The organism is Sporosarcina sp. So3-204 (assembly GCF_058068165.1).
The window spans coordinates 2,833,315-2,856,009 of sequence record NZ_CM176485.1 but is presented as its reverse complement, the minus strand read 5'-3'; the positions used below and the strand labels follow the sequence as shown (position 1 = coordinate 2,856,009).

At 36.7% G+C, this 22,695-nt stretch carries 28 protein-coding genes and 1 riboswitch; of the genes, 21 read left to right on the top strand and 7 right to left on the bottom strand.

Annotation, left to right across the window (positions count from 1 at the left end; all coding sequences use genetic code 11):
* Nucleotides 1-258 precede the first annotated feature (258 nt).
* From AC3RV6_RS14075 to AC3RV6_RS14015, 13 genes are all read left to right on the top strand, one after another.
* Nucleotides 259-1,434, top strand: coding sequence for an AAA family ATPase (locus AC3RV6_RS14075; RefSeq protein WP_489746630.1), 1,176 nt, complete (start codon nt 259-261; stop codon nt 1,432-1,434).
* Nucleotides 1,435-1,449: 15 nt separating this feature from the next.
* On the top strand, nt 1,450-2,892 hold the full coding sequence (locus AC3RV6_RS14070) for a VWA domain-containing protein (RefSeq protein WP_489746629.1): 1,443 nt from the start codon (nt 1,450-1,452) through the stop codon (nt 2,890-2,892).
* 151 nt (nt 2,893-3,043) lie between these two features.
* A complete protein-coding gene (locus tag AC3RV6_RS14065; RefSeq protein WP_489746628.1) occupies nt 3,044-3,448 on the top strand; it encodes a VOC family protein in 405 nt (134 codons plus the stop codon).
* Between the two features lie 223 nt (nt 3,449-3,671).
* The gene (locus AC3RV6_RS14060) at nt 3,672-3,881 is read left to right on the top strand and encodes a hypothetical protein (protein WP_489746627.1); all 210 of its coding nucleotides are present in this window, start codon (nt 3,672-3,674) and stop codon (nt 3,879-3,881) included.
* Nucleotides 3,882-4,085: 204 nt separating this feature from the next.
* Nucleotides 4,086-4,949, top strand: coding sequence for a DUF72 domain-containing protein (locus AC3RV6_RS14055; RefSeq protein WP_489746626.1), 864 nt, complete (start codon nt 4,086-4,088; stop codon nt 4,947-4,949).
* Nucleotides 4,949-5,773 (top strand): sulfite exporter TauE/SafE family protein, encoded by an 825-nt coding sequence (locus AC3RV6_RS14050; protein WP_489746625.1) that lies wholly within the window; start codon nt 4,949-4,951, stop codon nt 5,771-5,773. The genes AC3RV6_RS14055 and AC3RV6_RS14050 overlap by 1 nt, the downstream gene beginning before the upstream one ends.
* A gap of 3 nt (nt 5,774-5,776) precedes the next feature.
* The gene (locus tag AC3RV6_RS14045; protein WP_489746624.1) at nt 5,777-7,153 is read left to right on the top strand and encodes a bifunctional metallophosphatase/5'-nucleotidase; all 1,377 of its coding nucleotides are present in this window, start codon (nt 5,777-5,779) and stop codon (nt 7,151-7,153) included.
* Between the two features lie 42 nt (nt 7,154-7,195).
* Nucleotides 7,196-7,969, top strand: a complete 774-nt coding sequence (gene yunB, locus AC3RV6_RS14040) for a sporulation protein YunB (RefSeq protein WP_489746623.1) — start codon at nt 7,196-7,198, stop codon at nt 7,967-7,969.
* Between the two features lie 106 nt (nt 7,970-8,075).
* Nucleotides 8,076-8,258, top strand: a riboswitch (Lysine riboswitch).
* Nucleotides 8,259-8,394: 136 nt separating this feature from the next.
* Nucleotides 8,395-9,987 carry a Na+/H+ antiporter NhaC family protein gene (locus AC3RV6_RS14035; RefSeq protein WP_489746622.1) on the top strand — a complete coding sequence of 531 codons (1,593 nt, stop codon included), beginning with the start codon at nt 8,395-8,397 and terminating at the stop codon, nt 9,985-9,987.
* A gap of 159 nt (nt 9,988-10,146) precedes the next feature.
* Nucleotides 10,147-11,097: a lipoyl synthase gene (lipA, locus tag AC3RV6_RS14030; RefSeq protein ID WP_489749268.1), complete on the top strand. Its 951-nt coding sequence runs from the start codon at nt 10,147-10,149 to the stop codon at nt 11,095-11,097.
* An 18-nt stretch (nt 11,098-11,115) separates the two neighbouring features.
* On the top strand, nt 11,116-11,424 hold the full coding sequence (locus AC3RV6_RS14025; protein WP_489746621.1) for a YutD family protein: 309 nt from the start codon (nt 11,116-11,118) through the stop codon (nt 11,422-11,424).
* A 120-nt stretch (nt 11,425-11,544) separates the two neighbouring features.
* Complete coding sequence (locus AC3RV6_RS14020; protein ID WP_489746620.1) at nt 11,545-11,994, top strand: DUF86 domain-containing protein; 450 nt, start codon at nt 11,545-11,547, stop codon at nt 11,992-11,994.
* 3 nt (nt 11,995-11,997) lie between these two features.
* The gene (locus AC3RV6_RS14015) at nt 11,998-12,768 is read left to right on the top strand and encodes a TIGR01457 family HAD-type hydrolase (protein ID WP_489746619.1); all 771 of its coding nucleotides are present in this window, start codon (nt 11,998-12,000) and stop codon (nt 12,766-12,768) included.
* Nucleotides 12,769-12,841: 73 nt separating this feature from the next.
* On the opposite strand, the gene AC3RV6_RS14010 is transcribed toward AC3RV6_RS14015, so the two are convergent.
* A complete protein-coding gene (locus AC3RV6_RS14010; RefSeq protein WP_489749267.1) occupies nt 12,842-13,078 on the bottom strand; it encodes a YuzB family protein in 237 nt (78 codons plus the stop codon).
* A 138-nt stretch (nt 13,079-13,216) separates the two neighbouring features.
* On the opposite strand from AC3RV6_RS14010, the gene AC3RV6_RS14005 reads away from it, so the two are divergent.
* A complete protein-coding gene (locus tag AC3RV6_RS14005; protein ID WP_489746618.1) occupies nt 13,217-14,284 on the top strand; it encodes an NAD(P)/FAD-dependent oxidoreductase in 1,068 nt (355 codons plus the stop codon).
* Nucleotides 14,285-14,356: 72 nt separating this feature from the next.
* On the opposite strand, the gene AC3RV6_RS14000 is transcribed toward AC3RV6_RS14005, so the two are convergent.
* A complete protein-coding gene (locus AC3RV6_RS14000; RefSeq protein WP_489746617.1) occupies nt 14,357-14,695 on the bottom strand; it encodes a YuzD family protein in 339 nt (112 codons plus the stop codon).
* Nucleotides 14,696-14,782: 87 nt separating this feature from the next.
* Between AC3RV6_RS14000 and AC3RV6_RS13995 the strand changes: the two genes are divergently transcribed.
* Nucleotides 14,783-15,019 (top strand): NifU family protein, encoded by a 237-nt coding sequence (locus AC3RV6_RS13995; protein WP_489746616.1) that lies wholly within the window; start codon nt 14,783-14,785, stop codon nt 15,017-15,019.
* Nucleotides 15,020-15,037: 18 nt separating this feature from the next.
* Here the strand turns inward: AC3RV6_RS13995 and AC3RV6_RS13990 are convergent, their stop codons facing one another.
* Entirely contained in the window at nt 15,038-15,745 is a 708-nt protein-coding gene (locus AC3RV6_RS13990; protein WP_489746615.1) for a DUF2225 domain-containing protein, read from the bottom strand.
* Nucleotides 15,746-15,877: 132 nt separating this feature from the next.
* On the opposite strand from AC3RV6_RS13990, the gene AC3RV6_RS13985 reads away from it, so the two are divergent.
* From AC3RV6_RS13985 to AC3RV6_RS13970, 4 genes are all read left to right on the top strand, one after another.
* A complete protein-coding gene (locus AC3RV6_RS13985; RefSeq protein WP_489746614.1) occupies nt 15,878-16,240 on the top strand; it encodes a HesB/IscA family protein in 363 nt (120 codons plus the stop codon).
* 382 nt (nt 16,241-16,622) lie between these two features.
* Nucleotides 16,623-17,837: an NAD(P)/FAD-dependent oxidoreductase gene (locus AC3RV6_RS13980; RefSeq protein WP_489746613.1), complete on the top strand. Its 1,215-nt coding sequence runs from the start codon at nt 16,623-16,625 to the stop codon at nt 17,835-17,837.
* A 71-nt stretch (nt 17,838-17,908) separates the two neighbouring features.
* Entirely contained in the window at nt 17,909-18,403 is a 495-nt protein-coding gene (locus AC3RV6_RS13975) for an NUDIX domain-containing protein (protein ID WP_489746612.1), read from the top strand.
* A gap of 205 nt (nt 18,404-18,608) precedes the next feature.
* On the top strand, nt 18,609-18,881 hold the full coding sequence (locus tag AC3RV6_RS13970; protein ID WP_489749266.1) for a YuiB family protein: 273 nt from the start codon (nt 18,609-18,611) through the stop codon (nt 18,879-18,881).
* Between the two features lie 63 nt (nt 18,882-18,944).
* On the opposite strand, the gene AC3RV6_RS13965 is transcribed toward AC3RV6_RS13970, so the two are convergent.
* Complete coding sequence (locus AC3RV6_RS13965) at nt 18,945-19,421, bottom strand: divergent PAP2 family protein (protein ID WP_489749265.1); 477 nt, start codon at nt 19,419-19,421, stop codon at nt 18,945-18,947.
* A gap of 252 nt (nt 19,422-19,673) precedes the next feature.
* On the opposite strand from AC3RV6_RS13965, the gene AC3RV6_RS13960 reads away from it, so the two are divergent.
* On the top strand, nt 19,674-21,185 hold the full coding sequence (locus AC3RV6_RS13960) for a leucyl aminopeptidase (RefSeq protein WP_489746611.1): 1,512 nt from the start codon (nt 19,674-19,676) through the stop codon (nt 21,183-21,185).
* A 62-nt stretch (nt 21,186-21,247) separates the two neighbouring features.
* Nucleotides 21,248-21,538 (top strand): hypothetical protein, encoded by a 291-nt coding sequence (locus tag AC3RV6_RS13955; protein WP_489746610.1) that lies wholly within the window; start codon nt 21,248-21,250, stop codon nt 21,536-21,538.
* A gap of 26 nt (nt 21,539-21,564) precedes the next feature.
* Here the strand turns inward: AC3RV6_RS13955 and mnhG are convergent, their stop codons facing one another.
* From mnhG to AC3RV6_RS13940, 3 genes are read right to left on the bottom strand one after another with little or no spacing between them, the layout of a single operon-like run.
* The gene (gene mnhG / locus AC3RV6_RS13950; RefSeq protein ID WP_489749264.1) at nt 21,565-21,954 is read right to left on the bottom strand and encodes a monovalent cation/H(+) antiporter subunit G; all 390 of its coding nucleotides are present in this window, start codon (nt 21,952-21,954) and stop codon (nt 21,565-21,567) included.
* Nucleotides 21,938-22,219, bottom strand: coding sequence for a Na(+)/H(+) antiporter subunit F1 (locus AC3RV6_RS13945; protein ID WP_489746609.1), 282 nt, complete (start codon nt 22,217-22,219; stop codon nt 21,938-21,940). Before AC3RV6_RS13945 ends, mnhG begins: the two co-directional genes overlap by 17 nt.
* Nucleotides 22,216-22,695, bottom strand: coding sequence for a Na+/H+ antiporter subunit E (locus AC3RV6_RS13940; RefSeq protein ID WP_489746608.1), 480 nt, complete (start codon nt 22,693-22,695; stop codon nt 22,216-22,218). Before AC3RV6_RS13940 ends, AC3RV6_RS13945 begins: the two co-directional genes overlap by 4 nt.

Genomic DNA, 22,695 nt, shown 5'->3' with positions numbered 1-22,695 from the left:
AAAAATAATAGATAGATACCTAAAATGGGTTATTACTATCTTTTTTTATGGAATATAATATGAGTGACTTATTTCATAGAACATATAATTTTACGGTTACTAATTATTTTTTTAATTTATCTGTCTATAAGTACATAATTTGGAATGATTTGAAAGTTTATTTATACCGGAAATTGGACAAGTTCTAGTAAAGGGAAGCAGTGTGCATAAGAAGTTGTATTCCTTTCTATTTACATTAGAAAGTAGGGAGTTATGCAAATGACAATTACTTATTTCAAGAAATTAGCGGAAATTAGGCAGGCACTTAATTCAAAGTTTTTTGAACGTGAGAACGAAATTGATGGAATCCTTGTTGCATTACTTTCTAGGCAACATATGCTGATGATTGGACCCGCTGGGACAGCTAAATCTGCCTTATCAAGCGAATTGGCTAAAATCGTACAAGGAACCTCTTATTTTCAATGGTTGCTGACAAAGTTCAGTACACCTGAGGAAGTATTCGGACCATTGTCGTTAAAAGATTTGGAACAGGGCATCTATAAACGAATTACGAAAACAAAAATGCCAGAAGCACATATAGTTTTCTTAGATGAAATATTTAAAGCAAATGCTGCGATTTTGAATAGCTTGCTGACGCTTATTAATGAACGTTTATATTATAATGACGGGTCACCTATTGAAGTTCCGTTGATGACCGTGATAGGAGCCTCAAATGAATATCCAGAGGATGGAGAAGGACTCGAAGCTTTATTCGATCGTTTCCTTCTGCGATTTGAAATTGATTTAATTGCAGATGAAACGAAATTTATAGCTATGATGAAAGATGTTGGACAAACTCAACAAATGCCGTCAATAACAATGGAGGAATTGATACATCTCCAGGTGCTGACAGATCAGGTAGTCATTCCAGATGAAGTATACGACACGCTTTCGGATATTCGTATTGCGTTACGGGATGAAGGCATTCGCCCATCAGATCGACGGTTTAAGCAGTCGTTAAAGGTTCTACAAGCGAAAGCAGTGATTAACGAAAGAAAAGTTGTTCAAGTAGCTGATATCAAAATACTAGAAAATGCACTTTGGGAAACAGTAGACCAAATAGAAACTGTTGCTAACATTATTCGTAATTACTCACAAGATTTTATTACGCAGGCTCTCTATTTAATTCAAAATGAAGCGAATGAAGTTTTTTACACTATATTGCAGGACCAATCATCAGAGGCGGGAATGGAGGCTTCCCAAAAAATGACGGCTTTAGTAGCTGATTTGAATAAACTTAAAAATGACAATCATAGTCGTAAAGCTGATATCGATGTACTACTGGTTAAAGTGACTTCTATGCAACATGAAGTTCTAGATAGTATTTTAGAGCCGTGGTATTTTGATACTCGAAATAAAAAGAGGGAATCCACGAGTATCTTTTTTAAAATATGAAAGGACGTATGATTCGTGAAGATTCGTAAAACTTTCCATGGCAATCATTCCGTATTGAATACGGATGCATTTGATAAAAGGCGTTTCAAAGAAATTTTTGAGATGTCTACGGGTCTTCAAAAGGTAAGAGTTGAAGGAGAGCTGCCCCTGTTCGAACCATTATTGGGTGATATTTGGGCTTCGTTATATAAGATGAAACCTGAAATTATCGTATGTGAGAAAGACAGCGTTCTACTGGTTAATAAAACAATTATGCGAAGAGTCATGATGGATGAATCTTTTGTGAAATTTCGTCGCTTCACTCGATTAGATGATCTATTGTCAACTATTGGTACAGTAAAATTTGGAGAGAAGACGAATCAATGGCTTGCTGAACAAAAAGAGTCAGATGAAAACTTCCAAAAACAGCTTCAGGAAATTCATGAAATACAAAAGCAACTTCAAAATCTGGAATGGCAAGATGAAATCAGCGATAGAAGTCGGCTCGTAGAAATCTATTATAAAGAGGCGATGACTAAATTAAATGAGAAATTACAACTGATGATTCATGAAAATAGTGATGGCTTTTCGCAAGCATTGGCTCAAGCTACAGAAGAAACAAAACTAGTGAAAGAAAGCTTGAAATCATTGCTTGGTGGGACAAGTGCTGGGAGCGGGGACGCAAATCTAAAAAAAGTTCCATTACGAGAGCGAATTTTATTAGCTGAAAAAATTGCCTTGGATAAACAAGTAAAAGAAATTGCAGATTGGGCTGGTCGATTTAAACAGATAGCCTGCAGAAAGCAAAAATCTAAGCGTAGTGACTCGGTAGAAAGAAGTGGCGTTACATTAGGTAACGACATTGAAAGGCTACTACCGATTGAATTGAGCTTATACAAGCACCCTATAACAAGAATCGACTTCCTTCGACGCTTTGTGGAAGGTCAGACGATGCAATATGAGCAAAAAGGACAAGAAGTATTAGGAAAAGGACCAATCATACTTTGTCTAGATCAGTCTGGTAGCATGCACAATCTTGATAACCAAGCTAAAGGTTTTACGTTAGCCCTTATATCAATTGCAAAAAAACAAAGAAGGGATTTTTGTTTAATCTTATTCTCTACTAGTACTCAAATAACGAAATTTGAAAGAGGAAAAATAAAAAGTTCGGATATAATCAATTTTGCCCGTACTTTCCTTGGTGGCGGTACAAATTTTGCACCACCTTTAGATAGGGCAATGGATGTAATAAATGAAAGCCGCTTTAAAAAAGCAGATATTGTATTTGTTACTGATGGGGAAGATAGTGTGAGCAGTTCATTTCTTGAAGTATTTAATAAAAAGAAGGTGGAGAAGGATTTTAGTGTTTTAACGCTTGTAATGGGAAACGGTATAAGTACAGTTGAACCCTTCTCAGACAAAGTTATCAAAATAAAAAGTTTTTACGATGAAGGAAGTTGTGCTGCATTTGAAATTTAAATTAATAATTAGAGAAAAATCAGCACTATCCTTGGATGGTGTTTTTTGTGTGAAATAGGAATTTCATTCTAGAAGATGTTAAAGTTAGGACAAGTATAATTTATTGGTATTACTTTTATTAACAATAATAATAGTAAAGGGTGGAACTGAATTGGATACTATTTTAGATCACGTTGGAATTGCTGTTAGAAGTATTGATGAAACGCTTCCCTTTTACTTAAATGTATTAAACGGTGTATTAGAGGATCGGTATACAAGTGATGCACCTGGTGTTGAAGTGCATGTAGCTGTTGTCAGAACAAGTGATAAGGTAATTGAATTACTAGAACCGACGAATAAGAACTCACCAATTGCTAGGTTTATAAAGCAAAAAGGAAAAGGGGTACACCATATTGCCTATAGAGTTGGCGATTTGGATAATGCAATACTCGAAGCAAGGGATAAAGGTATCCGTTTTTTAGATGATACATTGCGTACTAACGCGCGCGGAAGAAGGCTTATTTATATTAATCCAGCATCAACTGATGGAACTTTAATAGAACTTTGTAGTTATTAGAGTAATTAAAAAAATCACTCACTAAAATAGCTAATTCGGGTCCGGAGATGATTACTAAAAAAATCTGGATTAGGTTAGCGTTTAACAACATTCATTTCGTCTATTAATTAAGTGTAAGCTCATGTTATAATGGATAACCAATAGTAATAACTACATTTACTTATTATTGAACGGAAGCCAAGAAAAGCCTCCGCATGGCAATAAAGTATGGAGGTGTAAGAGAATGAATAAGCAATGGACGATTGATAAAATTGAAAAATTCGTTGAGGAAAATTCTGATAGTAAGTTATTATCGACGGACTATCAAGGTTTCTCACAAAAGTTACAATTTAAATGTGCTTGTGGAAACGACTTTGAAAAGACATTTACAAAATTTAAAAACAAGAACCAACGTAAATGTGACGTATGCCAACCTCCTAAAGAAGCGCGTTAACCTAAATCGAATATAATATACAAAGTGCTGATTTCTATGTAAATGGAAGTCGGCACTATTTTTATCGGAGAATAATTGCGGGGTTCATTATAGATTGTGTTTCAACGCCTAAAACAGTCCCTAAAACTAGTATTATTTTTTTCTTAATTGTATTAAATCTGTTAAAATAATCATATACAACTCATCAACGGAAAGGAGTAACAGATGATACAAATCGGCTTAACGGGTTGGGGAGATCATCCTGATGTCCTTCATCCAAACTCTACGGCAAAGGATAAACTGCTCGATTACGGCGCGCACTTTCCGATTGTGGAGCTCGATTCAACCTTCTACGCTATTCAGCCAGCGCGTAATATTCAAAAATGGATAGATGAAACACCGAAAGAATTTCAATTTATTGTGAAAGCGTATAAAGGCATGACGGGCCATCATCGTGGGGAGTTACCCTTTACATCTAAATCGGAAATGTATGAATTATTCATTGAATCTATTGAGCCATTACAAAAAGTTGGGAAACTTGCAATGATACTCGTTCAGTTTCCGCCGTGGTTTGATTGCCAAAAAGAAAATATTGATGAAATTCGCGATATACGTAAGAGGTTGAATGGATTTGATATTGCCGTTGAATTCAGGCATCAGTCATGGTATTCTTCTAGTTTCAGAGATAAAACACTTGCCTTTCTTCGTGAATTAAAAATCATTCACTCAGTTTGTGATGAACCGCAAGTAGGAGAGGGCTGCATTCCTCTTGTGCCTGAAGCTACTCACGTTAAGAAAGCATTAGTTAGGTTACATGGTCGGAACGTTGCTGGATGGAGAAATACCTCAGGCGACGAAGACGCTTGGCGCAAAGTACGCTATTTATACAATTATAATAGTGAAGAACTTAATGAAATCGAAGATGCTGTAAATGTATTAAATAGAAATACGCAAGAAGTATTTGTAATATTCAACAATAACTCAGGCAAACATGCTGCGCGAAACGCAAAGCAATTTCAAATAAGTCTCGGCATATCTTTTATAAATCTTGCGCCGAAACAGCTTGGTTTATTTGAAGGAGAATGGTAATGGAATTTGTAATTCTGGCTATTATTGGTCTTACAGCAGGTATTATTGGTGCATTAGTTGGCCTAGGTGGGGGCGTCATTCTTGTACCTGCTACTTTGTTTATAGGTGTTAGTCTTGGTTTGATTGACGGCATTACACCACAGAGCGTTGTTGGTCTTTCAGTTATTATGATGATTTTCATCGGACTTAGCTCAACCTTATCTTATATGAAAACAAAAACTGTTGATTTTCGAAGTGGTTTTATTTTCTTTATTGGTAGTATCCCAGGCACGATTCTTGGTGCCTTTGTGAATAAAGCGCTAGATTTGCCTTCATTCAATTTATATTTTGGCATTTTACTTATCGTATTATCAACGCTACTTCTTGTGAGAAAGTATTTGAAGCCAGTGAGTTGGTTCGTTGAACATGGTAAAAAGCGTGAATTTACGGATAGTACTGGGCATACTTATGTATATGGCTATCCAATTTGGTTTGCGCTAATACTAACATTCGGAGTTGGATTTGCTTCAGGACTTTTTGGAATCGGTGGCGGTTCTATTATTGTGCCTGCTATGATTTTATTGTTTTTATTCCCACCACACGTCGCTGTAGGTACTTCAATGTTTATGGTTTTTTTATCAGCGATTGTAAATTCGGTAACACATATTTCACTTGGTAATGTACCTTGGCTTTATACAATTCCTGTTATTCCAGCAGCCTATTTAGGTGCAAAGTTAGGTGCTAGACTAAATAAGAAAATGAAATCTGAAACACTTGTGTTTGCACTTCGTATTATACTTCTTTTGCTAGGTATTAGGTCGATTGTTGACGGAATCTGGGGGTAAAAAATGAATCGTTCATTAGACAACATTCACATCTTCCACACAAATGATATTCATAGTCACTTTGACAGTTGGCCACAGATTAGTCGATTTCTTCGTGAACAAAGAAATGTACATAAAAAAATGGGTAAGCCTTTCTATGTATTTGACATTGGAGATCATGTAGATCGTTATCATCCGCTTACTGAAGGTACGACTGGTCAAGGGAATGTTGAGCTATTAAATGAGGCAGGATATGACGCGGTTACAATTGGCAACAATGAAGGAATAACAATGTCTAGAGTGGCACTGAATTCACTCTATGATGAAGCGGATTTTGCTGTTGTTTTAGGAAATTTATTTACTCTAGACGGGAAGTTACCTAAATGGGCTGTCCCATCCGTCATTTATACAACAGAGAAAGGTACTAAAATAGGTGTAATAGGTGCCACGGCTGAATATACTCGCTTTTATTCCAAATTAGGATGGTTAATAACACCTCCGCGTGAACAACTTTTAGAAGAAGCGGAGCGCCTTTCAAGAGAAACTGATATAATTATTTGTCTTTCACATATGGGGCTTTCACAAGATGAGAAGCTTGCAGTTGAATCAGAGCATATTGATGTTATTCTTGGTGCACATACACATCATCTTTTTATTGACGGGAAGATGGTAGAAGATACACTTCTAGCTGCAACGGGAAAATTCGGAGAATATGTAGGTCATGTGGAAATTACTTTTAATTTAATAAGTAAAGAAATTTCGTCTATGGGGGCTAATGTTTACCCTACGGACAGTCTTCCAATAGATGAGGTGGATGTTAATCATTTAAAGAAGATTGTAGCCGCTGGTAAAGAAAAGTTGAATGAACCTTTGTTTTACAATCCGAGCCTATTAAAGCAAAACCTTTTTGCGTCTAGCCCGTTATCTTCTTTATTTGGCAGAGCATTAATTGCTCACTCAAATGCGGATTGCGCCATTTTTAACGCAGGTATATTTCTTGGGAGTATTAAAAAAGGTTGGGTTACAAAAGGAGACATCCATTCCCTTCTACCTCATCCAATTAATTTATGTGTGATTACTTTAGATGGTGAAGAATTAATGAATATTTACGAGCAATCAGTAAATAAAGAATGGCCAGAAGTGAAGGTGAAAGGTTTAGGTTTTCGCGGTACTTTAATGGGCGCAATGATCCATGAAAGGCTTTATAAGAATAGACATGGTCTTTTATTTGCCGGAAATAGAGAAGTAGTGGTAGGTGAAAAGTATACATTGGCAACGCTAGATATGTTCACATTTGGATTTTTCTATCCTTCACTTAAAGATGCTGAAAAAGAATATTATATGCCCGAATTAATTCGCGATATTTTTGGTATATATTGTTGTGATTATTTTAGTGAATGAATGATTCCCGCCTAGCATAAACTACGCTAGGGAGGAATCATTTTGAAATTTCAAGGGCAAGTGAAACGCAGTGGCCGCTTTAGAAAACCAAAATTGATTTCTTTGCTCATGCCTGCACTTCTAATTGCAGTTGCATTTTTTTTCTATACAGTAAATATGAGACTTACGCCAATATATGTTCAATATGCTGAAGTACAGACAGAAAAGATTGCCTCATACGTTATTAGCAAAGCGGTAAGCGATCGAATTGCCAATGTCCTTGACGTTAACGATGTGATAGAGCATATTCCTACAGATACGCCGAACATGGTGACAGCTAAGTTTAATACTGAAATTATTAATAGAGTGTTGGCTGATACAAAACTTCTAGTTGAAGAGCATATAGAAAAGGCGGAATCTGGTAATCTTGATATGCTTCCACTAAGTGAAAATATAGAATATGACCCTTTAAAGATGGAAGAGCAAGGTGGAGTTGTCTTTTATGTGCCAGTTGGGCAAGCGACGAATATTCCATTACTTGGAAATTTGGGTCCGAAAATACCGATGCGCTTCCATGTCATTGGGGACGTTCAAGCGAATGTTGAAACAAGTATTAAAGAATTTGGTATTAATAATGCCTATATTGAAGTGAATATCATCCTTCAAGTAAATGTGCAAATCATCGTTCCATTAGCAACAAAAATGAGTACTGTTGAACAGAAAATACCAGTAGCGATAGGTCTTGTGCAAGGCAATGTACCGCATATCTTTAGTCAAGGAGAAGGGATAAGATCACCTTCGTTTGAAATTCCAGTTAAATTGCCGCCAGACAATTAGTTTGTCAATATAATTGTTGCTAGTAAACGGATCCAGCTGTTTGTTGTTATTCAGAACTTGATATTTCTTTAAATGATTGATAACATTATACTTGAAGAAAGAATATCGATTGGGTAGAGGCTGCAGAGCTTATTAGTAACACATGCGAGAATGACATTGATGACCGTGTGTAAAAGGAAGTTTTGCCGAAATCTGATGTTATGATGTCAAGTCCATCAGATTGGGTTCATTCTAAATAAGAATGACACTGTCATGCGTGCAATAATACGTATGGTGAGCTACAGATTGTTCGTTAGATAGTGTTTTTTATCAAGCAAACGATACGTAGAATAGACCAGCTTCTCGTACACTTTATAGTCGTGTACAAAGAAGTTGGTTTTTTAATTCCTAAAAGTCCTCTTCCATACAAATTGGAGGAATTGATAGTGATTGGTACATGGGTTTCAATTATTCCCCCGATTATAGCGATAGTAATGGTACTTGTCACACGACGGGTTCTTTTATCACTTGGATCAGGTATAGTAGTAGCTGCAATTTTAGTAGCAGCATTTTCACCAAAGGATTTTGTAATCATTCTCTGGAAAGCGATTACTGTATCGTTTTGGGATTGGGACAACAGTAGTTTAAATGAAGGTAATATCAATATCATGTTATTTATATTGTTACTCGGTGTTATTACTGCATTTGTAAGTTTATCTGGAGGTAGCCGGGCGTTTGCAGAGCGGGCGGTACGCCGAATTAAGACGAAGAGGGGCGCAAAACTACTGACTGTATTCCTTGGAATCGCGATATTTGTAGATGATTATTTTAATGCGCTAGCTGTAGGTCAGATTTCAAGACCGATTACAGACCAACATAAAATTTCACGTGCGAAACTGGCTTATTTTATAGATTCTACATCAGCACCGATTTGTGTCATATCTCCAATATCTAGTTGGGGCGCTTATTTAATAGGGTTGTTAGGCATTATTTTTAGTGGAGCAGCAATCAGTTATTCACCGTTATCTGCGTTTCTATTGATGGCTCCAATGAACTTTTATGCAGTGTCAACGCTAATAATGGTATTCTTCTTTGCTTGGACAGACATAGATCTATTCGGAATGAAGAGACACGAAGAACTCGCGGTTACGACAGGGCAGTTGTATGATCCGTTAAAAGACATTCCGGGTCAACTAAAAGATGATTTTCCTATTCATGACCACGGCGGCGTTCGTGATTTAGTTGGACCTATCATAGCGCTTGTTGTCGTGACATTAGGTATGATGATTTGGACAGGTTATAATGCAAGCGTTGCAGATGGTCTCGAAGTTACTATATGGTCAATTTTTGAAAATACCAATGTACCTTTTTCGTTAGTCATTGGTGGAATAATGGGCTCAGTATTAGGGGGATTATTATACATTGCGCAGTTGAAAAAGAATGAAACAGCGAGTGTTGCTTTGATGAGGCGTGCATTCTTTAGTGGTTTAAAAGCGATGTTACCTGCTGTTATAATATTGATTTTTGCTTGGGGTTTGACGGATTTGATTGATAAGTTAGATACGGGTCTATATCTATCACAAATTGTAACTGCGGCAAATATACCGTTAGCATTTCTTCCGGTGATCATGTTCGTACTTGCAGGTCTAATGGCATTTTCAACGGGTACTTCATGGGGCTCTTTTGGTATTTTGCTACCGATTGCAGGGAAAATTATGCTTGATGCTTCTCCTGATTTATTGTTACCGGCACTTGCAGCAGTTCTCGCGGGAGCAGTTTTCGGCGATCACTGTTCGCCAATCTCAGATACGACGATTTTATCCTCAACGGGTGCAGGCAGTAACCATATAGACCATGTTATGACACAATTGCCTTATGCATTGATTAGTGCAGCGGTAGCTGCATTAGGTTATTTAGTATTAGGGTTTACCGGTTCAGTTTGGATTGGTTTACTAGCTGTAATTGTCTTGCTAGCTACTTTGTTTTCGGTATTGGTAATGTTGGCCAAGAAAAATCAGGCTAAAGTATCTTTAAATTAATATGGACACCGATAATTTTTCGTTAAATGTAATCTTTTGATTACTTGGATTTATTGCAAATCAAGGTTGTTTGAATAGTATAAATGTGGTACATTGTCGATAGTAGAGGAATTTTTAAAATCATCTAAAACCTTCTCAAGCCCATATAGAATGGAGTAGATTTTTGTGACGTGCAAGCCAGTTAAAGGAAATAAATCTGAGCATATAAGAAAGCCGGATTGGTTAAATATTAAGTTGAATACGAATGAGAACTACAGGGATCTTAAGAAATTAATGCGTGAGCAAAATTTGAATACGGTCTGTGAAGAAGCTCGCTGTCCAAATATACATGAATGCTGGGGAGAGCGTCGTACAGCTACATTTATGATTCTAGGTGCTACTTGTACCCGTGCTTGCCGTTTTTGTGCAGTAAACACTGGACTTCCAAATGAATTAGATCAAGCTGAACCAGAACGCGTCGCAGATTCAGTTGCGGTAATGAACTTAAAGCATGTTGTTGTAACAGCAGTTGCGCGTGACGATCAAAAAGATGGTGGATCAGCTATCTTTGCTGAAACAATTCGTGCGATTCGTAGAAAAAACCCGTTTGCAACTGTTGAAGTACTGCCTTCTGATATGGGTGGGGTTTATGAGAATTTGGAGCGTCTTATGGATGCAAAGCCAGATATTTTAAATCATAATATTGAAACAGTACGCAGACTGACACCTAGAGTTCGTGCTCGTGCTACTTATGATCGTTCATTAGAATTGTTAAAACGTGCGAATGAAATGTACCCTGAAATTCCAACTAAATCTTCATTAATGCTTGGACTTGGTGAAACGCATGAAGAAATTATAGAGACAATGGATGATCTTCGCGCGAATAACGTGGATATTATGACGATTGGTCAATATTTACAACCAACGAAGAAACATCTTGTTGTGCAAAAGTATTATTCTCCACAAGAGTTCGGTGAATTAAGAGAAATTGCAATGTCCAAAGGATTCTCACACTGTGAGGCTGGTCCACTTGTACGTTCAAGCTATCATGCTGACGAGCAAGTAAATGCCGCGGCGAAAGAGAGACAACTTCAAGGTGATAAAGAATTTAATGCAGCATTGCAAAGTTAAGTGTGGTGAAAATAGTATATGATAACATTTGATGATTGGAATTTTGAGCTAATAACTGATTTTCGTGAAGGTTTCCAAGAAGAGGCTTTGCTGGCTAGATACAGTGATGTGCTATTAAAATACGATTATATACTAGGTGATTGGGGTTACGGACAACTTCGTTTGAAAGGCTTCTTCGATGACCGTAACCAAAAAGCAACGTATGAAACTAAAATTAGTACATTGCAAGATTATCTTTATGAGTATTGTAATTTTGGTTGTGCACACTTTGTATTAAAAAAGGCTGGGCGTCTACCAAAGGAAAGTTCATCTATCGAAAACGAGTGAAGTGGAAGACCTACACAAAGATTAATTAAATCTTTGTGTAGGTCTTTTTTGTAACTTATTCAATATTGAAGTTCTATGGTAGAATAAAGAGGAATGAACACTGACTAGGAGGAGAGAATTTTGTATTTTATTGACCGAAATCAGATTGAATATACATTGAATCATATGGAGAAATTACTAACTTTGTACAAGGCCGAAGATGGATGGGGAGCTGATTTGACACATTCTCTTGCAGTTTCCAGGCTAACTCATGTTGTGATAGAGTCACTTATTGATGTAGGAAACTCAATGATTGATGGATTTATTATGAGAGATCCAGGCGGTTATGATGATATTATTGATATTATGGAAGATGAAAAAGTCATTACACCAGAGATGTCAGTCCCATTGAAAAAAGTCATTGGTTTGCGGACGATGATTGTTCGTGAGTTCATTAACGTAGATACGAAAACTATTATTACTGTATTAGATGAATCAATTGACACACTTATCCTATTCCCAACAAAAGTTCGTCATTATCTTGAGCATGAGTTAGGACCGGTTTCTGCCTTTTTACCGGCTGATAAATAACAGATGCAGACAAAGAATTTTGGTGCTTATTGTCTTGACCTGGATGGCACGGTTTACAAAGGTAGCGATCCGATAATTGAAGCAGTTTCTTTTATTGCTAAGTTACAAAAAAATGGACTTGATCCTTATTTTGTAACTAATAATTCATCGCTAACACCCTTACAAGTTCAACATAAACTAGCGTCTTTTGGAATAAAAATGGAAGCTCACAATGTGATGACATCTGCAATTGCAGCTGCCAAGTACTGTAAAGAGAATTTTAGAGGTGCTACTGTCATGATGATTGGTGAAAGAGGTTTGGAAGAAGCGCTTGAGTTAGAAGGCATAGAAATAAATCGTGAAAAACCGGACATTGTCATTATGGGAATAGACCGTCATATAAATTATGATAAATTAGCAGATGCAAGTCTTGCGATTCGAGCAGGCGCTCATTTTATCGCGACAAACAGCGACAAAGCAATCCCGACTGAGAGAGGATTAGTCCCTGGTAACGGTTCATTTGTTAAGCTAGTTGAAAATGCGACGGGTGAAAAACCTTTATTTATTGGAAAACCAGAACCACATATGCTCAGTTTAATACAATCAATTGGTGGGTATGACAAGGGCGAGATGGTTATGATTGGTGATAATTATGATACGGATATACTTGCCGGAATTCACTTTGGTATTGACACGATTCATGTGGCGGGTGGCGTAACATCTCCAATTGAATTAAAGTCTAAGGAAATTCAGCCAACCTTCCTCCTTGATACTCTATTAGAGTGGGAACTGTAATGGATATGAAAAAGCTTTCCGAAATATTTCCGGAAAGCAAATTTGCTCTTTTTAAGGATATAGTTAAACTTTATTAAAAGAGCGGATTATCTTCTATGAATTGATAGATGCGTTTAGTTAGTTCCTCAGGTGTATCAGCTTTTACAATTTCGCCATTGACGACAGCATAAAGTGAATTAGCGCAAATCGTACAGTAGCTTAGGCAGCCATACTCAAGAACATCTAGGTTTGGATCACGCTCTAAGATTTCAAAGGATTCGTGAGCACCATTTGCAAGATTACTCATGCAAAATTCAACAATTGGATTCACTAAAATCACCTCACTATCTGAAATCTTACTCTCTTTTTGAAAATACGTCAATTCGATTAGCTCATTGTGAAACTTGTCACAAACTGTTATAATTATAAATGGGAATTTAACGGAAATTGAGAGGCGAAGGAGATTAAAATGAGAAAACTTGTATTGTTAGGTGCGGGTTATGGTAATATGCGTATTTTACAGCGTTTATTAGCGAAGGAATTACCAACCAATATTGAGATTACATTAATAGATAGAACACCTTTTCATAGTATAAAAACTGAATTTTACGCTCTTGCTGTGGGAACTGTGTCGGATTCTGTTGTACGTGTTCCATTGCCAATTCACAATCAACTTAAAGTAGTTGGAGGTGAAATCGAGGAGATTTCAACCAATGAAAAATGTGTTTACATGGAAGATGGCACTGAAATCACTTATGACGAGTTAGTGATAGGTCTCGGGTGTACTGATAAATACCATGACGTTCCAGGTGCTGAAGAGTTTACATATAGCATTCAGACGATTGGAAAGTCCCGTATTACATATGAAAAGTTATTGGGATTAGGTGCTGGGTGTACTGTAGGTATTATTGGGGCTGGACTAAGTGGGATTGAGCTTGCCAGTGAGCTTCGTGAAAGTAGACCAGATTTAAATATTAAATTATTTGATAGAAGCCCACGTATTTTGAGGGATTTTCCTGAACGATTAAGCAATTTTGTTAAAAGCTGGTTCGACGAGCATAATGTTGAAGTTGTAGCAGAATCAAATATTACAAGAGTAGAAGCGAATATCCTTCATAATCATGAGGAAACAATTCCTGTTGATGCAGTAGTTTGGACTGCTGGAATTCGTCCTGTTCCGGTTGTGCAGAGTATTGAAACTGAAAAAGGTTGTTCAGGAAGACTTTTGTTAAATAAATATCACCAACTACCTGGATATAGTGATGTCTATGTTGTAGGAGATTGCGCTGAGTTACCGTATGCACCAAGTGCGCAAGTAGCTGAGGCACAAGCTGAACAAATTGTGACGGTGTTGCGCCATGTTTGGGCAGATAAGCAGTTACCAGCGGAACTACCAGAAATTAAGTTGAAAGGCTTCCTAGGATCTTTAGGTAAAAAGCAAGGTTTCGCTTATCTAGGAGATCGAACTGTAACTGGGAGAATTGCACGTTTATTAAAATCAGGACTTCTTTGGATGTATAAAAGACATAATGGTTGAACAATAAAACCTCTGAATCCATTAATTTCTAATGGATTCAGAGGTTTTATATTTAAATAATAGACTACTAATTTATGATTTAGCTTCCTGAGGTATATAACCATGTTTTTCAAGTTCTGTGAAAACAGGCTTTAACTGGATATGCCCTTCGCCAATCATCACTTCATTGATCAAGACAAGTGGATAGAAGAATTCATCATTTTTAATTTTTTCAGCAATGTCTTTCTGTCTTTCATCGGTAACTTCAGTATCTATATCGATATACTTAATGTCATACGCTTGATTTGGATATTTCCTACCAATAGCTGCTTGTAGCCATTCAAAAGTATCAAATGATGAAGGTGCATTGACGCAACTCGCACAAATGACATTCGCACCAAAAATCTCTATAACTACGTTGTTTTTAACCAATATAAACTTCCCCTTTCGATTTCTAAAGATGGATTTTTTCTGCCCTTCGGCTTATAATGAGTCTATAAGGAAAGGAGACGAAATTAAATGACAGATACGAATTTGACAGAACCAGTACAAGAAGTCCTAAATAAATTACGCCCGTTTCTACTTCGCGATGGAGGCGATTGTGAACTTGTAGATATTGAAGATGGTATTGTAAAACTTCGACTTCTAGGTGCTTGTGGTACTTGTCCAAGTTCTACGATCACATTAAAAGCTGGTATTGAACGTGCATTACTTGAAGAAGTACCCGGCGTAGTAGAAGTAGAACAAGTCTTTTAAATAGCAAAAGAGAATTATTTAACGAGGGGGCTGTAATAAGGCTCCCTTTTCTTTTTTCTCTTTTATCTCCTGCCATCTTTCCTTCGCCAATTTTACAACTTGTAAGTCAGTTGTTCTCTTTTGTTGTTCAATGACCCTTGAAAAGTTACGAACAGCTTCCTCGTGATCACCGATTCTGCTGGATAACTCTGCAATCATATAAAGTATACGTGCTTCACTCATTTGTGTGCCTACATAATCCCCTTCGGAATATGATTTGATATAAAGGTTGCGCGCAGTTGTTAAAAAACGCTTTTCGTTATCAATCTGTGCTTTATCCCGATAAATCCATGCGATCCGTAGGGTTAGCCCTGCTATTGAAATTGATTTTTCTTTTTTTAATAAAGCGCTTAAATAAGAGAGTTTATAAGTTTCAATAGCTTCATCTAAACTTCGTTTTCCTCCAAATGACCGTTCAATCCATTTAGATGTAATTATTTTCGAAATTTCTTCCTTAGTTTGCGGAGCAAAATAAGGGGAAAAGTCTTCAGTGAATGCAAAGCCACAATGTGGGCAAACTGAGACGTTGTAAAAAACAGGATTTACTTCGCTCTCTTGATAAACTGGTTTGAAATCGTTGTCATGTGAAATGACTCGAACGAATCTTGAACGGATTTTAGTTGTACTAAACTTATGTTCGCAATTAATACATTTAATCTTTTTTTCATAAAAAGGACTAATTTCCATAGGCCAACTCCTTTCAGCATATGTCTAATACTATTATAACGCATTTAAATGGAAAGTTGAGCGTTTATGATTGCGTAGAGTCTGAAGTTATTGCTACAATAGAGTTAATCATAAAGGGGAAGGTGAACTTGAATGGCCCAATTGGTTGACTTATCAGAAGCTGCAGCATTTCATGTGAAAGAAATGATGCGTCACAATGGTGAAGAAGGTTCTTTCTTACGTATAGCTATTAACGGCGGAGGTTGCAGCGGACTCACATATGGTATGGGATTTGAACATGAAAAAAGTGATGAAGATCAGCTGCTTTTACAACATGGAATTGAAATTATTGTTGCAAAGGACGATGTCGATATCCTTGAAGGTACGCAAATAGATTATAAAGAGTCCCTAATGGGGGGCGGTTTTACAATAGAAAACCCCAACGCAATTTTATCTTGTGGTTGCGGAACATCATTCAGAACTGCCAAGAAAGAAGGAACACCAGCAGACTGTTAATAAAAACACCCTTCTAATTTAATTTTTTTTAGAAGGGTGATTTTATGTATTTTTTTGCGACATGATTTGTAGGACTTCATTTTTAGATGTGTATGAGAAAAGTAATCGTGCTTAATATTCTATACTCATTAATAGAATATTTATATTCAGATTTGTTAAATAGTTTAATAGTTATAAGATATTTATATCTTTTGTTGTATTGTGTTGAAAAGCAATACCAAAAGGTCTATTATAGACATAGTGTGTTTGTCTTAATTAGACAATTACTAGGGCTAAGTAAATTGCTGGGAAGAAATCGTTAAATAGTATAGGTTTTTAAATATCAATTTTTACTTATTCCAGATAAAATAAAATAAAAAAATTAAAGGTGGTTTCGATTTCCGTGAAAAGACCGAAAATACTAGTTTTAGGTGCAGGATACGGTGGTTTAACAACAGTCGTCAATTTGCAGAAGACATTCAGTACGGATGAAGTTGATATTGTACTCATTAATAAAAATGATTATCACTACGAATCGACATGGCTTCATGAAGCTTCTGCAGGAACATTGTCTCCTGAACAAGTGCGTTATGATATTAGAAGTGTTATTAATGAAACCAAAGTTCAATTTATTCAAGCAACAGTTGAAGCGATTGACGTTAAGGGTAAAGTTATAACAACTGATGTTGGGACACATACATACGATTATCTCGTAATCTCTCTTGGTTTCGAGGGTGAGACATTTGGAATTCCAGGTCTTGATAAGTATGCGTTGTCTATCGCTAATGTTAAAGCAGCACGCCAAATACGTGATCATATTGATTACCAATTTGCATCATGGTCGCTAGATGAAGTTAAAGACGATAGTCGTTTAACTATTATCGTCGGGGGAGCTGGTTTCACGGGAATCGAATTCTTAGGTGAGCTTGGTAATCGTGTGCCTGAACTTTGTAAAGAATATGATGTACCGTTTGAAAAAGTTCGTGTCCTTTGTGTTGAAGCTGCACCAATGGTATTACCAGGTTTTGATCCGGAACTTGTTAAGTATGCCGTGAATGCATTAGAAGCTAAAGGAATTGAATTCTCAATAGGAACTCCTGTTGTTGAAGCAACTCCTGAAGGCGTTAAAATTAAAACAGGCGAAGAAGAATTCGAGTTCATTAAAGCAGGCACGGTTGTATGGGCTGCTGGTGTTCGTGGAAATCATCTTATTGAAGAATCTGGTATTGAAAACATGCGTGCGCGTGTGAAAGTAGATAAAGATCTTCGTGCTCCAGGTCATTCTGATGTATTTATCGTTGGGGATTGTGCGTTAATGATTAACGAAGAAATTAACCGTCCATTCCCACCAACTGCTCAAATAGCTATGCAACAAGGTGAAACTTGTGCAAAAAACATTGGTTTATTAGTTAAAGGTTTAAATACATTTGATTTCGAACCTGATTTAAAAGGTAGTGTTTGTTCACTTGGTAGTGATGATGCTATAGGTGATGTATTTGGTAAAAAAATCACAGGTAAAAAAGCTTCATTCATGAAGAAAGTAATAGATAACCGTGCTCTATTTATTATCGGTGGTCCAGCGCTTGTCATTAAAAAAGGAAAGTTCAACTTCCTTTAAAATATAAAAAAATTATTTTGAAGCATCTACTGTCATAAATGGACAATAGATGCTTTTTTTGGAGGAATTAAATGGCTGAATCAAAAAGAGGAAATGTTTGGTTGGCATCTGCTGGACTTGTTATGAATGATAAAGGTGAATGGTTAGTCGTCAAGAAAAAGTATGGTGGGTTAAAAGGAAAGTGGTCATTCCCAGCTGGATTTGTAGATGAAGGCGAAACGATTGATCTAGCTGCAGTACGAGAAGTGAAAGAAGAAACGGGTATTGATTGCCGAGTAGATAGTATGATTGGATTTAGGACAGGTGTAATTAAAGATTTAATAAGTGATAATATGGCAATATTTTTACTCTTTCCAAATGATAATGACCAGTTGTTAATACCGCAAACAAAAGAAATAGCTGAAGTTAAATGGGGTAGCCCTATTGATTTAAAAGAAGATCCAAATACTTCTGTTATGATTAAAGAAATTGCAGAAAAGGTAATAGACTTGGGATTTCAAGATATAGTAACGAGGAGTCCGGGCGAAATATTTGGCTATACATCTTATAAATTATTTTTTAACTGAATCAAACTAATTAAGTAATGATAAGGTCGTCAATTATAATTTATTATTACCGAGCCTAAATCCGACAAATATCTGAACTTCTCCTATAGAGTTGTAAGCTACACTCGATTCATGTAAAATTATGAATGTAAAAATGGAGGTAATCATATTGGGCGGAACAATTTCATTGACGCATGTCGTGTTATCTATTTTGATTTTTATTGTCATGTTTTTCGGTATTGGATTTTTGTTAAATATGTTACTAAGAATGACTTGGCTAATGGCTATTATTTATCCCATTATTGTCATTTTCATTATTGATGAAGTAAGATTATATGAGTATTTTACGAAACCAGCATATGCTTTTAAACTTCTAGGAACTAAAGTTATGGCCTTACATACGGTGGATATTGTAATCCTTTCTAGTGGTCTTGTTGGTGCAATTATAGCGGGTTTTGTCATTAAGCTTTTACGAAAACAAGGCTATCAAATGTTTTAAATTGTAGATTAAAATAGAAAAAACGGAGTGTTTGGGCAATTTTGCTCAGATACTCCGTTTTTTTCAGACAATAAATGTGTATATAACAACTGAAATTAATACTCCAGTTACGGCGCCAGCAAATACTTCACTCGGTTTATGGCCGAGTAATGTTTTAAGCTCTTGCATCTTTTCTTTTTCATTTTTATCTTGCCAACCTTTAGCTTCTTGAACAAAAGTTTGGAAATCTATTCGCATTTGATTAATAATAACGGCTTGTTGTCCTGCTTGATAGCGGATACCCGTAGCATCAAACATAACAATGACACCGAATATTGCAGACACAGCAAACAGAGGTGAGTCGAGTCCTGCTTCATATGCAATTGCAGTAGTAAGTGCGGTAACGGCAGCTGAATGGGAACTAGGCATACTGCCAGTTGAAGTCATTAGCTTCCAGTCAATTTTCCGTGTAATAATAAATTGAACAGGAATCTTAATGAATTGTGCGAATATGATGCCGAATAAAGCCGCTAGGAGCGGGATATTCTGAAAAATACCGATTATTTTTCCACTCCATTTCTAAATAATTCATTTGAATGTTTGATAAAATTTATAAAATTAGTATAACACATCCTTTGATTGTGAAATACAGTTATCTATTAATTCATATGATTTTATTCTATTTCTGTTGTTAATTTAATCGACTAATATGTAATGGGCTTGCATATAGAAATGAACAGGTCGTGATGAATTCGATTATAATTATGAATGTAGTATGTTAATAATAGTGTATAAAAAACCAGGAGGGTTTTCATGAAAATTAAACTAATGGAACAAGATTTCAGTAAAGTAGAAGAAGAGGTACTTTTAATAGGTGTACCTAAAAATCCGGAAAACATTGAGGGATGGGAAGAATTTGTTTCTTCATTTCACACAGCTTTACCAGAGTGGATAAAAACAGGTGATGTAAAAACCGATTACAAAGAAATTGTGAAAATACCTTCTTTCAATACAAATACTTATAAACGAGTAATATTCATTGGATTAGGTGTGAATAAATCATTAACGGATAATTTATTACGCAAAGTATTTGCGGCTGTAGGTAAGGAGCTTTTAAAAATAAATGCTTCTTCAGTTGCAATTTGGACGGCACCTTTCACAAATGAAAAGTTAACATGCGAAGATGTTATTTTTGCTGCAGCTGAAGGGTTAGGCTTAGGCGGATACCAATTTAATGATTATAAAACGACCTCGAATGAGCGTGATTTCGAGCTAGAGATAGTTGCATTTTTAACAACAGCTTCAATTGATCAAGAAGAAATGAAAGCCGCTTTTGAGATAGGGTGTATTCATGCTAATGCCGTAAATGAAGCGAGAAATCTCGTCAACATGCCACCTAATTTATTGACTGCAACTGAAATGGCTAAATATGCACAAGTCCTAGCAGAGAAATATGATTTTGAAATCGAAGTGCTAGGCAAAAAAGAAATGGAAGAGCTAGGGATGGGCGCAATTCTAGCTGTCAATAAAGGGTCAGTAGAAGAACCTAAGCTTATTGTCCTCAAATATATGGCTACAGATGACTGGAAAGATGTCATAGGGTTAGTTGGGAAAGGTGTGACCTATGATACAGGGGGCTATTCATTAAAACCGAAGGATGGCATGGTTGGTATGAAAGGCGATATGGGTGGAGCAGCTGCGGTTCTTGGTGCGATGTCTATTATTGGAGAAACACGTCCAGCTAAGAATGTTATTGCAGTGATAGCGGCTACAGATAATATGGTATCTGGAGAAGCCTTTAAACCAGATGATGTAATTACTTCACTAAGCGGGAAGACAATAGAAGTTCTAAATACAGATGCTGAAGGTCGTCTTGTATTGGCTGATGCAGTAACCTATGCATTGCAGTCTGGGGCTAACGCTATAATTGACGTGGCGACTCTTACAGGTGGTGTTATTGTTGCACTAGGCATGGACAAGACAGGTGCGCTTACGAACGATGATGCGTTCTTTGAAGAGTTTATGCATGCATCCATTGAAACGGATGAGTTTGTCTGGCGACTCCCTATCACTGAAAATGACAAATTACGCATTCGTAAAAGCGATGTAGCTGATTTGAATAATTCACCTGGACGCGATGGTCATATGATTTTTGGAGGCGGATTTGTGGGCGAGTTTGCAGGGGATACGCCTTGGATTCATTTAGATATCGCTGGAACATCTGATGCAGAATCTGTACATGATCTAGGACCAAAAGGGGCGACGGGTGTCATGGTACGAACACTCGCGACTGTTGTGGAACGATTAGGTATAAGTAAAGAATAAAGGGCAACCGCCTACTTAGCCTCGCTCAACCTAGAATAGGATAGTGAGGAAGGGGGAGGGAAATGCCACGTAATTCTTATAATTTCAATCGCGGATACGGACATAGAGGGGGCTTCGGAGGTGGACGCGGCTTCGGCTTTGGTGAAGGTTTTGGTATTGGGGGACCATTTTTAGGTGGTTTTACAGGTAGTTTACTTGGAAGTGTTCTGTTTCCAAACAACAACTACAACAATCAGCAATACTATCCACAACAACCATATTATCCATACTATCCATATCAACCATATCAACCATATCAACCATATTATGGCGGTTACTCGTATCCACCATATGGCTACTACGGCGGATATTAAAAATGAAAAAACAGATGACAACCAAATTATTGGTTGTCATCTGTTTTATTTATGCTTGAATTCTTTTTCTTAGCAGCTTCTACAACTTCTGCTAAATCATCGCCGACCGTTAGATTAGTAGGCTTAACACCAGAAATATAAGCTGCACGTGCCATGAGATGCCCCCCAATTGGAGCGGTTATAAACAAGAAAGCGATACCGAGGATGAGCTTAACGCTAAAATAGCCATCAATAACCCAAGTATAAAGGAGGAGCCCATTTAAAATACATAGTACCCCGAATGTTGAACTCTTGGATGCTGCATGTGCCCGCGTATACACGTCAGGCAGTCGTAAGATACCGATTGTAGTAACTGCTGTGAAAATGACCCCTATAGAGATTAATAAGATTATGAGTATGTTAGCTATTGCGATCACGCTCAATTATCTCTCCTTTCTCTATAAACTTGGAGAAGGCAACCGTTCCAATGAAGGAAATGATTGCAATTAACAAAATGACTTCAATAAAGAAATGTGTTTTAAATAAAATAGACAGTAGCGCTATGGCTGAAATGAACATAACCCCAATTGCATCTAATGCAATAAGTTGGTCAGGAGTAGAAGGTCCACGGAAAACGCGATATAGTAGGCCAACCATCGATAACAAAACAAGTACAAGAGAAATGAAAATAAACGTCATCATAGTCGACTTACCTCCTTAATCGCTTTTTCGAATGTATTTCTAATAGAGTCTACAGCGTCATCCACATCATCCACATCGATTGCATGAACGTATAGTGTTTTCTGATCGTCAGAGACATGTACAACAATTGTTCCTGGTGTTAGCGTGATTAAACTTGATAGTAGTGTAACTTCCCAATCATGTTCTAAATCAATTGGCAAAGCAAAAATCATAGGTTGAATATTTAATTTAGGACGTATTACAACGAGCAATACCGAAATGTTGGACAGTGTTAATTCTTTAAAGAAAAGAATCAACAATTTGAAAGCCGCCCATAGTCGATCGATATAAAGTCTTTTTTTGAAAAATCGTCTCATTAAAATGATAAGTAGTAACCCGATTAAATAACCGATGACGAATGTCGTAGCCGTCATCGAAGAACTCATGAACATCCATGTTAGTGCAATGAAAAAGTTCAACAATATTTGGAAAGCCAT

Bases quoted from the DNA above. Each gene is read 5' to 3' on its own strand.
- AC3RV6_RS14075 (WP_489746630.1), top strand. From the start codon at position 259: ATGACAATTACTTATTTCAAGAAATTAGCGGAAATTAGGCAGGCACTT.
- AC3RV6_RS14060 (WP_489746627.1), top strand. From the start codon at position 3,672: ATGAATAAGCAATGGACGATTGATAAAATTGAAAAATTCGTTGAGGAA.
- AC3RV6_RS14055 (WP_489746626.1), top strand. From the start codon at position 4,086: ATGATACAAATCGGCTTAACGGGTTGGGGAGATCATCCTGATGTCCTT.
- AC3RV6_RS14050 (WP_489746625.1), top strand. From the start codon at position 4,949: ATGGAATTTGTAATTCTGGCTATTATTGGTCTTACAGCAGGTATTATT.
- AC3RV6_RS14045 (WP_489746624.1), top strand. From the start codon at position 5,777: ATGAATCGTTCATTAGACAACATTCACATCTTCCACACAAATGATATT.
- AC3RV6_RS14025 (WP_489746621.1), top strand. From the start codon at position 11,116: ATGATAACATTTGATGATTGGAATTTTGAGCTAATAACTGATTTTCGT.
- AC3RV6_RS14015 (WP_489746619.1), top strand. From the start codon at position 11,998: ATGCAGACAAAGAATTTTGGTGCTTATTGTCTTGACCTGGATGGCACG.
- AC3RV6_RS14005 (WP_489746618.1), top strand. From the start codon at position 13,217: ATGAGAAAACTTGTATTGTTAGGTGCGGGTTATGGTAATATGCGTATT.
- AC3RV6_RS13995 (WP_489746616.1), top strand. From the start codon at position 14,783: ATGACAGATACGAATTTGACAGAACCAGTACAAGAAGTCCTAAATAAA.
- AC3RV6_RS13990 (WP_489746615.1), bottom strand. From the start codon at position 15,745: ATGGAAATTAGTCCTTTTTATGAAAAAAAGATTAAATGTATTAATTGC.
- AC3RV6_RS13985 (WP_489746614.1), top strand. From the start codon at position 15,878: ATGGCCCAATTGGTTGACTTATCAGAAGCTGCAGCATTTCATGTGAAA.
- AC3RV6_RS13975 (WP_489746612.1), top strand. From the start codon at position 17,909: ATGGCTGAATCAAAAAGAGGAAATGTTTGGTTGGCATCTGCTGGACTT.
- AC3RV6_RS13970 (WP_489749266.1), top strand. From the start codon at position 18,609: ATGTTTTTCGGTATTGGATTTTTGTTAAATATGTTACTAAGAATGACT.
- AC3RV6_RS13960 (WP_489746611.1), top strand. From the start codon at position 19,674: ATGAAAATTAAACTAATGGAACAAGATTTCAGTAAAGTAGAAGAAGAG.
- AC3RV6_RS13955 (WP_489746610.1), top strand. From the start codon at position 21,248: ATGCCACGTAATTCTTATAATTTCAATCGCGGATACGGACATAGAGGG.
- AC3RV6_RS13945 (WP_489746609.1), bottom strand. From the start codon at position 22,219: ATGATGACGTTTATTTTCATTTCTCTTGTACTTGTTTTGTTATCGATG.
- AC3RV6_RS13940 (WP_489746608.1), bottom strand. From the start codon at position 22,695: ATGGCTTTCCAAATATTGTTGAACTTTTTCATTGCACTAACATGGATG.